Raw genomic sequence first — 13,798 nt, forward strand, 5'->3', positions numbered from 1 at the left:
GTTACGCGGACTCAAAATGACTCTCTTCGGTGCCCTGCGGCTTCCACGCTCCATCCTTTTCGGTCGGGGCCAGCGCCACGCGATCGGCTCCGCCGCTGCCGGTCTGGGCACCCGCGCGCTCATCTGTACCGATGCGCGGCTTTCGCAGGACGTGGTGCTGCGCGACATGGTCGCCGATCTTGCGGCCCATGGCGTTGACAGCCTTGTCTATGATCGCACGCTGCCCGATCTGCCGGCGGAATCGATCTACGATTGTGTCGATACGTCGCGCGATTTCGGTGCCGACATCGTGATCGGCGTCGGCGGCGGAAGCTGTATGGACCTGGCGAAGGTCGTCGCGGTGCTGTTGTCGCACGGTGGCAAGGTGAGCGACTATTATGGCGAGTTTGCCGTGCCGGGGCCAGTGCTGCCGCTGATCGCGGTGCCGACCACGGCGGGCACGGGTTCCGAAGTCACCCCCGTAGCGGTGGTCGGCGACCAAGAGCGCGGGACCAAGATCGGCATCGCCAGCCCGCATCTGATCCCGATCGTCGCCGTCTGCGATCCGGAGCTGACGTTGACCTGTCCGCCCCGGCTGACCGCCTGTTCGGGCGCCGACGCGCTGACCCATGCGGTGGAAGCGTTCACGACGCTGGCGCGCGACGCCGATCCGATGCTGACCCAACAGCACGTGTTCGTCGGCAAGAACGTGCTGTCGGACCATTTCGGGCGGCTGGCGGTGAAGAGCATCTGGACCAGCCTGGAGCGCGCCTATGTCGATGGCAGCGATGTGGCTGCGCGCGAGGAACTGATGCTCGGTGCGCTCGCGGCAGGCTGTGCGTTCGGCACGGCGGGGACGGCGGCAGCGCACGCGATCCAGTATCCGGTCGGCAACCTGACGCATACCGCGCATGGCGACGGGGTCGCGACGTTGCTGCCCTATGTCATGGAGTTCAACCGGCCGAGCTGTGTCGCCGCCTTTGCGGACCTGGCCCGAACGGTGGGGCTTGGCGCGCCCGACGCCAGCGACGAGGAACTGTCGCGGCTGTTCGTCGATGGCGTCGCGCGGCTGCTCGGCGCGGTGGGCATTCCCCGCACGCTGCGCGACCTGGGCCTGACCGAAGACCAGCGCGATTTCGTGGCCGAAAGCGCGCTGGGCGCCGCCCGGCTGGTCAAGAACAATCCGCGCACTCTCGATCTCGCGGCGATGCGCAGCATCACCTATGCCGCGTTCGACGGCGACCGCGACGCACTCAAGGCGCTTTGAGCGCAGTTTCCGAAAGGTTCGTTTTCATGCACTCCGCACAGCATTTTCCTGCACCCACGGGCGCGGGCGACCCCGGGCCGTTCGCGGTTCCCACCGACCTGTTGATCGGCGAGCGCTGGGTCGCCGCCGAACAGGGGCAGCGGCTCGACGTGGTCAATCCCTCGACCGGCGCGGTGCTGACCTCGGTCGCCGATGCCAGCGTCGCCGACGGCATGGCGGCAGTCGATGCGGCGGAAGCAGCGGCGGCGGCATGGGCCGCCACGCCGCCCCGCCAGCGCGCGACGATCCTGCTCGCCTGTTTCGATCGGATGATGGCACATGCCGACTGGCTGGCGCACCTGATCTCGCTGGAAAGCGGCAAGTCGCTCACCGACGCGCGCGGCGAAGTCGGCTACGCCGCAGAGTTCTTCCGCTGGTATGCCGAAGAGGCGGTGCGTGTGAACGGCGACGTGGCCGTTGCCCCCGGCGGGGCGAACCGCATCCTCGTCCAGTATCAGCCGATGGGGATCGCGGTGCTGGTGACGCCGTGGAACTTCCCCGCCGCGATGGCGACGCGCAAGATGGCGCCGGCATTGGCGGCGGGGTGCACGTGCATCCTCAAGCCTGCCGAGGAAACGCCGCTGACGGCGCTGGCGGTGGCGCAGATCATGCTGGATTCGGGCGTGCCGCGCGGCGTGGTCAATGTCATCAACACCAGCGAGCCGGGGGCAGTGATCCGCGCGATGGTGCATGATCCGCGCGTGCGCAAACTGTCGTTCACCGGCTCGACGGAAGTGGGCCGCATCCTGCTGCGCGAGTGTGCGGACAATGTCGTCAGCGCGTCGATGGAGCTGGGCGGCAATGCGCCGTTCCTGGTGCTGGACGACGCCGACATCGACGCGGCCGTCGAAGGCGCGATGATCGCCAAGATGCGCAACGCTGGCGAGGCGTGCACGGCAGCCAACCGTTTCTATGTCCAGCGCGGCGTCCATGACGCCTTTGTCGCCAAGTTCGCTGCTCGCATGGCGGCCGTGACGGTGGGGGCCGGGACCGACCCCGCCAGCCAGTGCGGCGCGCTCATCAACGGGGCGGCGGTGGAAAAGATCGTGCATCTGGTCGATGACGCCGTGACGCGCGGTGCGCGCGCCGTGATCGGTGGCGAACCGATCCAGGGCGACGGGTTCTTCTATCCGCCGACCGTGCTGGCCGATGTGCAGCCGGGATCGGAAATCCTGAGCACCGAAGTGTTCGGACCCGTCGCGGCGATCCTGGCCTTTGACGATGTGGACGAGGCGGTCGCACTGGCAAACGCCACCGAATATGGCCTGGCGGCCTATGTCTACACCGGCGACATGAAGAAGGGGCTGGCGCTGTCCGAGCGGCTCGAAGTCGGGATGGTCGCGCTCAACCGGGGGCTGGTGTCGGACCCCGCCGCGCCGTTTGGCGGGGTCAAGCAGAGCGGACTGGGGCGAGAGGGTTCGTACCATGGCCTCCACGAATATCTGGAGGCCAAGTACATCGCGGTCAGCTGGTAAGGTGCGCGGGCAGGGCGGCGGTCAGTCGCCCTGCCACGCCGGCAGGTCCTTGTTGCGGGCCAGGAAATTCTCCACCCCGCGCCGGAAGTCGTTGCTGCCGTACACGCGCGCGATCAGGTCATCCAGGTCGGGCGGGCTCTGGAAGGTGGCGCGGCGGATCGCTTCCTTGGTGGCGCGCGTGGTCAGCGGGGCATTCTCCGCCGCGCGGGCGCATAGCGCGGTGACTTCCGCGTCGAGCGCGTCGGCCTCGACCATCTTGAGCAGGAAACCGCTGGCGAGCAGCTCGGGGGCGGGGATCAGCTCGCCCAGCAACACCATGCGCTTGGCAATCTGCGTCCCCAGCGCGGCCGCCACGCGGATATAGCTGTTCATCGACAGGCAGTTGCCGATCGTGCGGCCCACCGGCGAGCCGAAGCGCGCATTGGGCGTGGCGATGCGGAAATCGGACGCGGCGCAGATGTTGAGCCCGCCGCCCACTGCCCAGCCATCGACCACCGCGATCGTCGTCACGGGGATGGCGTCCACCGCCGCCATGCACTCGTCGATGCCGCGTTCGTATTCGATTCCGTCCTGCCCGCTGGTGAAATCGGCGAAGCTGCTGATGTCGGTGCCGGAAATGAATGCCTTGCCCCCCACGCCGCGAAAGGTGACGACGCGGATCGTCGGGTCCTGCGCCACGGCAAGCGCCGCATCGCGCAGGTCGAGCCACATCTGGTGCGTCAGCGCGTTGTGGGCGCGGGGATTGTCGAACAGGATGCGCGCGACCGCACCGTCCCGTTCAAAGACCAGCCGGGGCTCGCTCATTCCGCTGCCTCCGATGTGGCGGGCAATAGCCCGCGCTCGACCAGTTCGCGCCGGATTTCGTCGGCATGTTCGCCGATAAGCGGCGGGGGCAGGCGTACCTCCTGCGGCGTGCCGCGCATCTTCACCGGGAAGCCGAGCGCGCGGAAGCTGCCTTCCACCGGATGGGGGATCATCTGCACCATCTCGCGCGCAATCGCCTGTTCGCTCTCCACTGCCTGGCCATAGTCGAGGATCGGCGCGGCGGGGACACCGGCGGCGAGCAGCGCGTCGATCCATTGCTGCGCTGTGCGCGTCAGGAACGTGGGCGCGAGATCGTCGATCAGCGCCTGCCGGTTCTGCACCCGCAGCGCGTTGCTGCAATAGCGCGGATCGTCCTGCAGTTCGGGCCGTCCGAGCACGGTCAGGAACGTCAGCCACAGCTTCTGGTTGGCCGCGCCGATCACGAACCATTCGTCCGACGCCTTCACTGCCTGATACGGCGCCGACATGCGATTTGCCGACCCGATCGGGGTGGGGGACTTGCCCGTGCCCCATAGCTCGGTCGTCTCCCAGATCGACAGGCCCATCGCGGCTTCGAGCAGCGACGCGTCGATATACTGGCCCTCGCCGGTCTTGCCGCGCCCGATCAGGGCGCTGAGGATGCCATAGGTGGCGAACAGCCCGGCGCCGAGATCGGCGACTGCGATCGAGTTCTTCGCCGGCTCCATGTCGGGAAAGCCGTTCGAGCTGAGTACGCCCGACATCGCCTGGGCGATCAGGTCGAATCCCGGCCGCTGCGACCAGGGGCCGGTCTGCCCAAAGCCGGAAATGCTGGCATAGACGAGCTTGGGGTTGATCGCGCGCAGCGTTTCATACCCCATGCCCAGCCGGTCGGCGACGCCGGGGCGGGCATTTTCCACCAGCACGTCGGCGGTTTTGACCAGCGCGTACAGCACGTCGCGGTCGGCGGGGTCCTTCAGGTCCAGCGTGATGCTGCGCTTGTTGCGGTTGAGCGCGAGGAAGCCGGGGCTGTCCTCGCCCTTCAACCGGAAACCCATCGAGTGCCGCGTCGAATCGCCCAGCACGGGCGGTTCGATCTTGATGACATCGGCGCCCATGTCGCCCAGCAGCATGCAGCAGAACGGGCCTGCCATCACCTGCGAAATGTCCAGCACCCGGATGCCGTTGAGCGGCAGCATCGCCATGTCGTCTTCTTCCTTCTCAGAATGTCCCGCAATTCGGTGCGCGGGGATAGTGTGAACGGCGCCGGGTGGTTCAGGCAACCGCTTGTTCGGTGCGCAGCGGCGCGGCGCGGTCGCGCACGATCAGCGTGCGCGGATTGACGAAGGCCCAGGTGACGGCGCCGATCACGGCGAACACCGCCGCCGTCGCGAATGCAGCCGTCCAGCCATAATTGGCGGCGATCCACGGGGTCAGCGACGCCGTGATCGCCCCGCCGATCTGGCACCCCATGTTCATGAAGCCGGAGACGACCCCGGTATGCGGCCCGGCAATGTCGGCAGTGACCGACCAGAACGAGCTTTGCGCGAGATAGATCGCCCCTGCGCCGCCGGCGAGCACGGTCACCGCCAGCGCGGTTCCCTGTACCTGCGAACCGATCAGCAGGAAGGCGGCGGTGATCGCGAAGCCCAGCATCGCGATGCCGCAGCGGCCCCAGAACAGCCCGTGCGACTTCGCGACGCGATCGTTGATGACGCCGCCCGCGAGACAGCACAGCGTCATGCCGATGAACGGCATCATGCTGTACAGCGCGCTGGATTTGAGATCGAGCCCGCGCGCTTCGGCGAGGTAGATGAAGAACCAGCTGAAAAAGAGCCAGATGACATAGCCGAACGCGAAATAGCTGACGAACAGCGCCCATACGTCCTTGCTGGACAGGATAGCGCCCCAGGGCGTCGCCGGGCGCACGCCGACGATTTCGGGCAGGCCCGCGCGGATATGCGCCAGCTCGGCATCGGATACGCCGGCATGTTCCTCAGGCCGGTCGCGCGCGAGCACGTACCATGCAAGCCCCGCGACGATGCCGATCAGCGCGCAGACATAGAAGGACAGCCGCCACCCGCCGAACGCGATGATCGCGGTAATCAGCGGCGGGGTGAGGCCCGCGCCCGCGCCGACGCCCGCGAAGATCAGCCCATTGGCCTTGCCGCGCTCCTGGATCGGGATCCACCGCGCGAGGAACTGGTTGCCTGCCGGGTAGATGATCGCCTCTCCCGCGCCGAGCAGCATCCGCACCACCACCAGTTGCAGCACGGTGTTGCCGAGGGCCGGCGACACCGCGGCGGTCAGTGCCGTGAACACGCCCCACCAGACGACGCCCAGCGTCAGCACCTTGCGCGGGCCGTAGCGTCCGGCCAGCCAGCCTGCCGGCACCTGAAACGCCGCATAGCCGATCAGGAAGGCCGAGAAGACCCAACCCAGGTGAATCTGGTCGATCCCATATTCCTGGCGCATCTGGACGCCCGCGACCGAGATGTTGGTGCGATCGAGGAATGCGATCGCGCTGAGCAAAAACAGCATGAAGATCAGCGTCACACGGACGCGGGTGGGGCGCGGATCGCGCATCGGCTCTTCTCCCAGACTTATCTTTTTGCCGCCGCAGGAAAGTGCGCCGGATCATATTGTATATGATATTGGACGCTGCTAACACTCGCAACGGCAAAGAACAATGCCTCTCCTCGGTTCGCCGTTGAAGGGAGGAAAGCCAGGGAGGATTGTTTGAAAAAGCGCTTGCTCGCGTGCGCCTTGTGCGCGCCGCTGCTCACCATGGCGCCCGCGCGGGCGCAGGAGAGTCCGGCTCCGAAGCCGCTGGCCGCACGAATCGGCCATACCGATCCGGCGCGCTTCCGAAACCTCGAATCGGTACATGGCGGGGCGGGATCGATGGCGTTCGCGCCGCTGCTGGGCGCCGATGCGCTGAGCACCAACCTGATCTTCATCCATCGCGGCGTGATCGCGCCGCGCAGCGGTATCGGCCAGCATTTCCACAATAATTGCGAGGAGATGTTCGTCATCCTCGACGGCGATGCCGAATATACGATCGACGGCCGCACCTCGCGAGTCGCGGGGCCGGCGGGGGCCCCCGATCGGCTGGGCCATGCGCATGGCATCTACAACCCGACCGACAAGCCGATGCAGTGGCTGAACATCAATGTCGGGCTGACCAAGGCCTATGACAATTTCGACCTTAACGACCCGCGCGTCGGCGTGGCGCTGGACCCGATCCCGCAGTTCATGACGATGCGGCTGGACCGCGCGCTGCTTCGCCCGGTCGCGGGGATGGAGGGCGGCGAGGGGACGGTGCAATGGCGCCGCGCACTGGGGCCGACCGTGTTCTCGACGCCCTGGTCGTTTGTCGATCACTTGATGATCCCGGTTGGCGCGTCGTTCGGCGCCGTGACGCGGCCCGACATGAGCGAAGTCTATTACGTGGTGTCGGGCGAGGGGCGCATCGACCTGGGCGGCGAAAGCGCGACGATTCGCGCTGGCGACGCGGTCCCGGTCGATCTGGGCCAGACCCATGCGCTGCGCGCCACCGGCACTGCGCCGCTCGAGCTGATGGTGATCGGCGTCGCGCGCGACCTGGCCGCCAAGGCCGCCTTCATGAAAGCAAGCAATCCACCACGCGGGGCGAGATAATGAAATCACGGTTATTTTTTGCCTGTGCCACGATGCTGGCCGCTGCGGGGGCTGCACAGGCGCAGCCGGCGGGCGACTGGCCCAGCTATGGCCGCGATCCGGGCGGCATGCGCTTTTCCCCGCTGACCCAGATCACGCCGGCGAACGTCACGTCGCTGAAAGTCGCCTGGACCTATCACATGAAGCCCGAAGGCTATGTGATGCAGCGTCCGCCGGGGATGCCCAACCCGGAACAGGGCGGACCGGTCTGGACCGGCATGGCCCCGTCCGAAGCGACGCCGATCGTCATCAAGGGGGTGATGTACGTCCCCACGCCCTATGGCCGGGTAGTCGCGATCGACACCGCGACGGGCAAGGAGCGCTGGAGCTACGCGCTCCCTGCGCGCGATCAGGCATCGACGCGGGGCGTGGAATATTGGCCGGGGACCAAGGATGCCCCGCCCGAAATCCTGTTCGGCACGCGATCGGGCAAGCTGATCGCGCTGGATGCCGCGACGGGCAAGCCGGTTGCCGGGTTCGGGACCGACGGCGTGGTCGACATGAAGACGCCCGAAGTGATGAACGGCAACCCGCGCGCGCCGCTGGGGATGAGTTCGCCGCCGATCGTGTTCAAGAATCTGGTGATCACCGGATCGCGGGTGCAGGAAATGCCGACGATCGGTGCGGCGGGCGACGTGCGCGCCTGGGACGCGCACACCGGCAAGCTCGTCTGGACGTTCCACACCGTACCGCGTCCGGGCGAGCCGGGCTTCGGCACCTGGGAAGGCGATAGCTGGCAGAAGCGCTCCGGCGTAAACGTCTGGACGTTCCTGGTCGTCGATCAGAAGCGCGGGCTGCTGTACATGCCGCTCGGCGCGCCGACCTTCGATCGCTGGGGCGGGGACCGCAAGGGCCAGAATCTGTTCGGCAATTCGATCGTCGCGGTCGATGCGGCCACGGGCAAGTATCGCTGGCATTTCCAGACGGTGCACCACGACATCTGGGACCTAGACCTGCCCTCGGCCACGCTGGTCGACGTCAAGCGCGGGGGCAAGACGATCCCGGCGATCGCGGTGATGAACAAGATGGCGATCCTGTTCGTCCTCGATCGGGTGACCGGCAAGCCGCTGTTCGACGTCAAGGAAGTGCCGGTGCCCACCGACACCGATATTCCCGGCGAGCAGCCCTGGCCGACCCAGCCGATGCCGGTCGCGCCGGCACCGCTGTCGCGGCTGTCGTTCAGCACGAAGGATCTGGGCAACGTCACGCCGGAATCGCGGGCGCGCTGCGAGAAGCTGATCGCCGACATGCAGATCGTCGAGAGCAAGATGTTCCAGCCGCTGCGCGCGGACTCCGCCGTGGCGTTCTTCCCGGGCAGCCTGGGCGGGTCCGACTGGGGTGGCGGGGCGTTCGATCCGAAGTCGGGGCTGTACGTGGTCAACACCAATGCCCTCGCGTCGCCGCAACAGCTTGCGCAGCAGCCCGACGGTTCGTGGAACATGAAGAACGGCTATGTCTATTTCTGGGATCCGGTTACCAAGATGCCGTGCCAGGCGCCGCCCTGGGGCCAGCTGAGCGCGGTCGACGTCAGCAGCGGCAAGATCGTGTGGCAGAGCGTGCTCGGCGTCAGCGACGAGCTGCCCGAGGGCAAGCGCAACACCGGGCGCGTGAGCGCCGGCGGGCCGATCGTCACGGCCACCGGGCTGACTTTCATCGGCGCGACCGACGACAGCCGCATCCGCGCTTTCGAGACGCGCACCGGGCGCGAGCTGTGGGCGGCAAAGCTGCCCGCGTCGAACTATGGCACGCCGATGACCTTCGCGGGCGCGGACGGGAAGCAATATCTGGCAGTGGTCGCGACCGGCGGGTTCGGCAACGCGCCGGTGAACAGCGACGAAGTGATTGTCTATGCGCTGCCCTGAACGGGTGGCCGCGTGTGGGAGCGTGCGGATGCGGAATATGGGTAAAGTGGCCGTGGCGGGCGCGGCGATGCTGATGGCGGCGGGGGTGGCCTATGGTGGCCAGACTGCGCCGGCGAGCCCGCTGCCGCCGGGGCCGGCGCTGGATCTGCTCAACCAGGCCTGTGTCTCGTGCCACACGCTGACCACGATCACGGCCAAGCGCAAGAGCGCCGACGACTGGGCGGCGACCATCCAGCAGATGGCCGGGCGGGGCGCCGAAGTCTCGCCCGAGGAAGCGGCGACGCTGACGGCGTATCTGGCGAAGAACCTGCCCGCCGAGCCCGCCCATGCAGCGGGCGCTACGCACTGAAGAACATGCACAAGAGGAGGGGATGATGGACCGTAGAGCATTGTTGAAGGCGGCGGCCGGCGCCGGCGTTGCGGGTGCCGCTGGCATGGCGCTGCCCGGCGCCGTACGCGCGGCCCCGGCACAGGCGCGAAAGCCGATCGTGCTGTATTGCGACCTGGCGATCGATCCGAAGCGCGAGCAGGAAATGCTCGATGCGTTTCACAAGCGGTTTAAGCCGGCGGCGGAGACGTTCAAGGGCCGCGGGTTCCTGGACCTCAAGATGCTCAAGCTGCGCACCGTGATCCAGGGTGGACCGGCGCCGGCGGCGGGGATCAACTATCGCTTCCAGCTTACCTATGAGAGCGAGGAGCAGCGGCAGGGGTGGGTGCATTCGGACATCCACCAGGAGGTTTGGCCGCTGATCGAGAACACGGTGCTCAACAAGGACTATCTGGTCCTGCTGACAGACGCGGTCTGAGGCGATGGCGCGGATCGTTTCCCGGATCGCCCCCTGGGCGCTGTTGCTGGCCGGTGTCGCCGCCGCTGTGCCGGCTCTCGCCCAGACCGGCGCCGCCCGGCCGACCGAAATCGCCCGCCTCGATCCGGGCCTCGACGCCGTGATCGCGCCGGGCACCGTGATCGAGCGCGTCGCCACCGGCTTCAAGTTCGTCGAAGGCCCGATGTGGCGCGAGGGGCGGCTGTGGTTCTCCGACCTGAGCGACGACAAGGTCTATGCGCTGTCGCCCGACGGCAAGACCGAGGTGCTGATCGCCCATGCCGGCGGGCTCGATCCCTTCCCGGAGGGCAGCTATCTCGGCTCCAACGCGATGGCGACCGACAAGGACGGCAGCGTGCTGCTGGTCCAGCAGGGCGGGCGCAAGATCGTGCGGCTCGACGCGCAATTGCGGCCCCAGCCGTTCATCACCGCGTATCAGGGCAAGGCAATCAACAGCCCCAACGACCTGGTCTTTGCGCCCGATGGCGCGCTGTGGTTCACCGATCCGCCGTTCGGCCTGCCCAAGATGGACGCCGATCCGGGCAAGCAGCTGCCGTATAATGCCGTGTGGCGCTATGCAAACGGCACGCTGACCCCGGTCATCACCGACCTGACGCTGCCCAATGGCATCGCCTTTTCGCCTGATGGCAAGACGCTGTACGTGTCGAACTTCGGGTCGCAGATGTATGTGAAGGCGTGGGACGTGGCCAAGGATGGCACCGTCTCGAACGGGCGGATGCTGATCGAATATCCCAAGCCGAGCGGTCCCGGCGGGCCGGACGGGATGAAGGTCGACAGCGCGGGCAATATCTGGACGACGGGCCCCGGCGGCATCCGTATCATCACGCCTGCGGGCAAGGTGCTGGGGCAGATCCGGCTGCCCGAAACTGCGGCCAACCTGGCCTTCGCCGAGGACGGGCGCACCGTGTACATCACGGCATCGAAGAGCGTGTATCGGCTGCACACCCGCATTGCCGGGCAGATGCCGCTGTATCGGCGCTGATCGGGGGAGCGTCGCGGGCGGCGGCAATCCGCCGCCCGCGTTCGCTTACTGCCCCGGCTTCTGCGCGAGAATCTTGGCCCCGCCCATCATCTGTGGATCGTTGGGAAGCGCAGCGGCGCCGGCGGGAAAGCCGTTCGCCTGATAGATATAGGCCTGGATCTCGCTGACCTGCTTGCCGCTCAGGCTGCCGGGTTCGTCCACCGGCATCGTATCGTGGATGCGGTTGAACAGATCGGCAGAGGTCGTGCCGTTCCAGTTGTTGAGGAATGCCGGGCCCGACAGCGGCGGCGCGGAATCGCCCCCGCCCAGCGACGGGCCGTGGCAGGCGGCGCACCGCGCGGTATAGGTTTCCTTGCCGCGCCCCGCCTGGTCGGCGGTGTACAGCCCGTCCCACACCGTCTTGGCGACGCCCTGTGCCCGCGAGCCGGCGGCGACCAGCCCCGACATTGCCAGTGTCGCGACGCCGGCGCCCAGTGCCAGGCGCTTGTAAATTCCGGTAGGCATTGATCGCTACTCCCAACCCGATCTTTTTAGTTCTGTGGCAATGCGTCTTTCGGCAACCTGAATGCCAGCAACTCACCGCTATAGTTGCCGCCGCCGATCGCGACGACGATATACTGACGTCCGCCGAGCATATAGGTCATCGGCGATCCGCTTTGCGGTGCGGGCATGTACACCGCGCCCTTCTCCTCGCCGGTCGACTTGTCATAGGCGCGCAGCATTGCGCCGCGCACGCCCTGTTCGTTGGTGAAGAAGCCGGCTTCGCCACAGATCACCAGCGATTTGGTGGTCATCGGCCCCAGATTGCCTTCGCGCCCGGTTCGGGGGATCTTCAGCCCCTTGAGCGCGGGGTGGTTTCGGACATTGTCCGGCGTCTCGCCATGGGCGATGCGCCAGGCGATGTCGCCCTTGGTCAGGTCGATCGCAGTGATGCTGCCATAGGGCGGCTTGAGCAGGGGCAGGCCCTGCACATTCAACATGCCGGGGCGGGGGCCCTTGGCGCCGGGCTGGGGGCGCGGGAAATTGGGCGGGGGCCCGTCGAACCCGGCGCCCATCGCGCGCTGTGCCTGCGGCGTGAAGCCGGTGACGCCGTGGACATAGGCAAAGTCCGACACCTTGGGATCGGTGTTGGGCACGATCCCGACCAGCGACACCGTGTTCTTGGAATAGACATAGACGATATGGCTGTCCGGGTCATAGGACCCGCCCGGCCAGTTGGTGCCGCCCTGTAGCCCCGGCGACGACAGCGTCCCCCAGGGCTTTTCGGGCTTGCTCAGCATCGGCGGCGTATACAGCGGGCCGGTGGTGTAGTTCTTGATCAACTCCAGCGCCTCGGCATGCAGCTCGGGCGTGAAGTCGATGAGGCTTTCGGGCAGGACGCCCTGGTTGTCATAGGCCGGCGGCTTGGTGGGAAAGGGCTGGGTGGGCGAATACCATTCGCCCGGCACGTCGCCCTTTGGCACCTTGCGCTCGACGATCGGCCAGATCGGCTTGCCGGTCTCGCGGTTGAGCACGAACAGGAACGCCTGCTTGGTCGGCTGGGCCAGCGCCTTGACCATCTTGCCCTTGACCGGGATGTCGCACAGGATCGGCGCGCAGGGCACGTCATTGTCCCACAGGCCGTGATGGACGAATTGGTAATGCCAGCGCCGCAGGCCGGTCTTCACGTCCACGGCGACAAGGGATTCGCCGTACAGCGCGTTGCCATGGCGATACAGGCCCATCTCGTCGCCGGTGGGCAGCTCAACCGGCAGATAGACCAGCCCCAGTTCCTCGTCCGCCGACATCTGCGCCCAGACGCCGCCATTCCCGGCCTCTTCGGCATGGCCTTCCAGCCAGGTCTCATAGCCGAACTCGCCCTTGCGCGGGATGGTGTGGAAGATCCAGATGCGTTTGCCCGTGCGCACATCGAACCCGCGGACATAGCCCTTCACGTTCATCCGCGTCGCGGGCACGTCGCCCGAGCTGTGCGCGGCGCCGACCACGGCGATGTCGTTGACGATCAGCGGCGTCGAATGCAGCCCGATGTCGCCGGTGACGGGATCGACATTCTGGTCGAGATCGCGCTTCAGATCGACGATGCCGTTGGTGCCGAAGGCGGGATCGGGGATGCCGGTGGCGGCATCCAGCGAAATCAACTGATAGCCGGTGGTGACGTACAGCACGCGCTCGATCGTGCCGTCGGTCCAATAGGAACAGCCATGGCCGGAAAGCTGGCGCGGCGCGTTGCGGGCCCGCTCGCCTTCGTCCAGGCGGTGCATCCACAGCATCTCGCCGGTGGCGGCATCCAGCGCGATGCAATCGCGCCGCGCGCCGGCGGTGAGGAACAGCCGGCCCTTGACGCACAGCGGCGTGGCCTCGAACTGATATTCCTTGCGCGGGCCGAGTGCGTCGGTCTTGAAGCGCCAGGCGACTTCGAGGTCGTTGAAATTGCTCGCGTTGATCTGGTCCAGCGGCGCATAGCGGGTGTTCGCCTGGTCCGCCGCATAATGCCGCCACTCGGTGTCGGCGGGCGGCGCCGCGCCTGGTCTGAACACGCGTGCGCGCGCGCCGCCTGCCATCAGCAGCGCCATTGCCGTCGTCGATACGAAATCCCGCCTAGAGAGCCTCACCATCGAGCGTGCCGTCCTCTTCCTGAGCCTGTCGTCTTATTCCGCGAAGGCGGGGGCGGGGCAGGGCGTGGAAGCGAGGGGACAGCACGCGCCGCGCCGCGCGGGCGCGCAGCGCGTTCGTGGTTCGGCGATGCGCATGCGATCCTCCGACATCTTCTCTCCCTCGCACCGTGCCTGGCGGTGCACCCCCGTCGTTGCGGGAAGGCTTGGTGCCTTACGACTCTGCTAGCACAGCAAAATCATCTATCCTATAGG

General features: G+C 67.0%; 12 protein-coding genes. 7 read left to right on the plus strand and 5 right to left on the minus strand.

Features of this window, described 5'->3' with window-relative positions; all coding sequences use genetic code 11:
- Window positions 1-16 precede the first annotated feature (16 nt).
- On the plus strand, window positions 17-1,246 hold the full coding sequence (locus ACG3SL_RS05790) for an iron-containing alcohol dehydrogenase (protein WP_448664189.1): 1,230 nt from the start codon (window positions 17-19) through the stop codon (window positions 1,244-1,246).
- A 26-nt stretch (window positions 1,247-1,272) separates the two neighbouring features.
- Entirely contained in the window at window positions 1,273-2,760 is a 1,488-nt protein-coding gene (locus ACG3SL_RS05795; RefSeq protein WP_448664190.1) for an NAD-dependent succinate-semialdehyde dehydrogenase, read from the plus strand.
- A 21-nt stretch (window positions 2,761-2,781) separates the two neighbouring features.
- Here the strand turns inward: ACG3SL_RS05795 and ACG3SL_RS05800 are convergent, their stop codons facing one another.
- From ACG3SL_RS05800 to ACG3SL_RS05810, 3 genes are all read right to left on the minus strand, one after another.
- Entirely contained in the window at window positions 2,782-3,564 is a 783-nt protein-coding gene (locus ACG3SL_RS05800; protein WP_448664191.1) for an enoyl-CoA hydratase, read from the minus strand.
- Window positions 3,561-4,748, minus strand: coding sequence for a CaiB/BaiF CoA transferase family protein (locus ACG3SL_RS05805; protein WP_448664192.1), 1,188 nt, complete (start codon window positions 4,746-4,748; stop codon window positions 3,561-3,563). Before ACG3SL_RS05805 ends, ACG3SL_RS05800 begins: the two co-directional genes overlap by 4 nt.
- Before the next feature lie 70 nt (window positions 4,749-4,818).
- Window positions 4,819-6,129, minus strand: a complete 1,311-nt coding sequence (locus ACG3SL_RS05810; RefSeq protein ID WP_448664193.1) for an MFS transporter — start codon at window positions 6,127-6,129, stop codon at window positions 4,819-4,821.
- Window positions 6,130-6,282: 153 nt separating this feature from the next.
- On the opposite strand from ACG3SL_RS05810, the gene ACG3SL_RS05815 reads away from it, so the two are divergent.
- The 5 genes from ACG3SL_RS05815 to ACG3SL_RS05835 are packed head-to-tail and all read left to right on the plus strand — an operon-like array spanning window position 6,283 to window position 10,931.
- The gene (locus ACG3SL_RS05815; RefSeq protein ID WP_448664194.1) at window positions 6,283-7,203 is read left to right on the plus strand and encodes a cupin domain-containing protein; all 921 of its coding nucleotides are present in this window, start codon (window positions 6,283-6,285) and stop codon (window positions 7,201-7,203) included.
- Window positions 7,203-9,104 carry a pyrroloquinoline quinone-dependent dehydrogenase gene (locus ACG3SL_RS05820; RefSeq protein ID WP_448664195.1) on the plus strand — a complete coding sequence of 634 codons (1,902 nt, stop codon included), beginning with the start codon at window positions 7,203-7,205 and terminating at the stop codon, window positions 9,102-9,104. The genes ACG3SL_RS05815 and ACG3SL_RS05820 overlap by 1 nt, the downstream gene beginning before the upstream one ends.
- Before the next feature lie 37 nt (window positions 9,105-9,141).
- Window positions 9,142-9,453, plus strand: coding sequence for a c-type cytochrome (locus tag ACG3SL_RS05825; RefSeq protein ID WP_448664196.1), 312 nt, complete (start codon window positions 9,142-9,144; stop codon window positions 9,451-9,453).
- Between the two features lie 22 nt (window positions 9,454-9,475).
- Window positions 9,476-9,910, plus strand: a complete 435-nt coding sequence (locus tag ACG3SL_RS05830) for a hypothetical protein (RefSeq protein WP_448664197.1) — start codon at window positions 9,476-9,478, stop codon at window positions 9,908-9,910.
- 4 nt (window positions 9,911-9,914) lie between these two features.
- A complete protein-coding gene (locus tag ACG3SL_RS05835; protein WP_448664198.1) occupies window positions 9,915-10,931 on the plus strand; it encodes an SMP-30/gluconolactonase/LRE family protein in 1,017 nt (338 codons plus the stop codon).
- Between the two features lie 45 nt (window positions 10,932-10,976).
- On the opposite strand, the gene ACG3SL_RS05840 is transcribed toward ACG3SL_RS05835, so the two are convergent.
- Together ACG3SL_RS05840 and ACG3SL_RS05845 are read right to left on the minus strand one after the other, a co-directional pair.
- Window positions 10,977-11,435: a c-type cytochrome gene (locus tag ACG3SL_RS05840; protein ID WP_448664199.1), complete on the minus strand. Its 459-nt coding sequence runs from the start codon at window positions 11,433-11,435 to the stop codon at window positions 10,977-10,979.
- A 26-nt stretch (window positions 11,436-11,461) separates the two neighbouring features.
- A complete protein-coding gene (locus tag ACG3SL_RS05845; RefSeq protein ID WP_448664200.1) occupies window positions 11,462-13,546 on the minus strand; it encodes an outer membrane protein assembly factor BamB family protein in 2,085 nt (694 codons plus the stop codon).
- Window positions 13,547-13,798: the final 252 nt, after the last annotated feature.

It is taken from the genome of Sphingomonas degradans, from assembly GCF_053502645.1.

Bases quoted from the DNA above. Each gene is read 5' to 3' on its own strand.
- ACG3SL_RS05790 (WP_448664189.1), top strand. From the start codon at position 17: ATGACTCTCTTCGGTGCCCTGCGGCTTCCACGCTCCATCCTTTTCGGT.
- ACG3SL_RS05820 (WP_448664195.1), top strand. From the start codon at position 7,203: ATGAAATCACGGTTATTTTTTGCCTGTGCCACGATGCTGGCCGCTGCG.
- ACG3SL_RS05800 (WP_448664191.1), bottom strand. From the start codon at position 3,564: ATGAGCGAGCCCCGGCTGGTCTTTGAACGGGACGGTGCGGTCGCGCGC.
- ACG3SL_RS05795 (WP_448664190.1), top strand. From the start codon at position 1,273: ATGCACTCCGCACAGCATTTTCCTGCACCCACGGGCGCGGGCGACCCC.
- ACG3SL_RS05840 (WP_448664199.1), bottom strand. From the start codon at position 11,435: ATGCCTACCGGAATTTACAAGCGCCTGGCACTGGGCGCCGGCGTCGCG.
- ACG3SL_RS05810 (WP_448664193.1), bottom strand. From the start codon at position 6,129: ATGCGCGATCCGCGCCCCACCCGCGTCCGTGTGACGCTGATCTTCATG.
- ACG3SL_RS05830 (WP_448664197.1), top strand. From the start codon at position 9,476: ATGATGGACCGTAGAGCATTGTTGAAGGCGGCGGCCGGCGCCGGCGTT.
- ACG3SL_RS05825 (WP_448664196.1), top strand. From the start codon at position 9,142: ATGGGTAAAGTGGCCGTGGCGGGCGCGGCGATGCTGATGGCGGCGGGG.
- ACG3SL_RS05835 (WP_448664198.1), top strand. From the start codon at position 9,915: ATGGCGCGGATCGTTTCCCGGATCGCCCCCTGGGCGCTGTTGCTGGCC.
- ACG3SL_RS05845 (WP_448664200.1), bottom strand. From the start codon at position 13,546: ATGGTGAGGCTCTCTAGGCGGGATTTCGTATCGACGACGGCAATGGCG.
- ACG3SL_RS05805 (WP_448664192.1), bottom strand. From the start codon at position 4,748: ATGGCGATGCTGCCGCTCAACGGCATCCGGGTGCTGGACATTTCGCAG.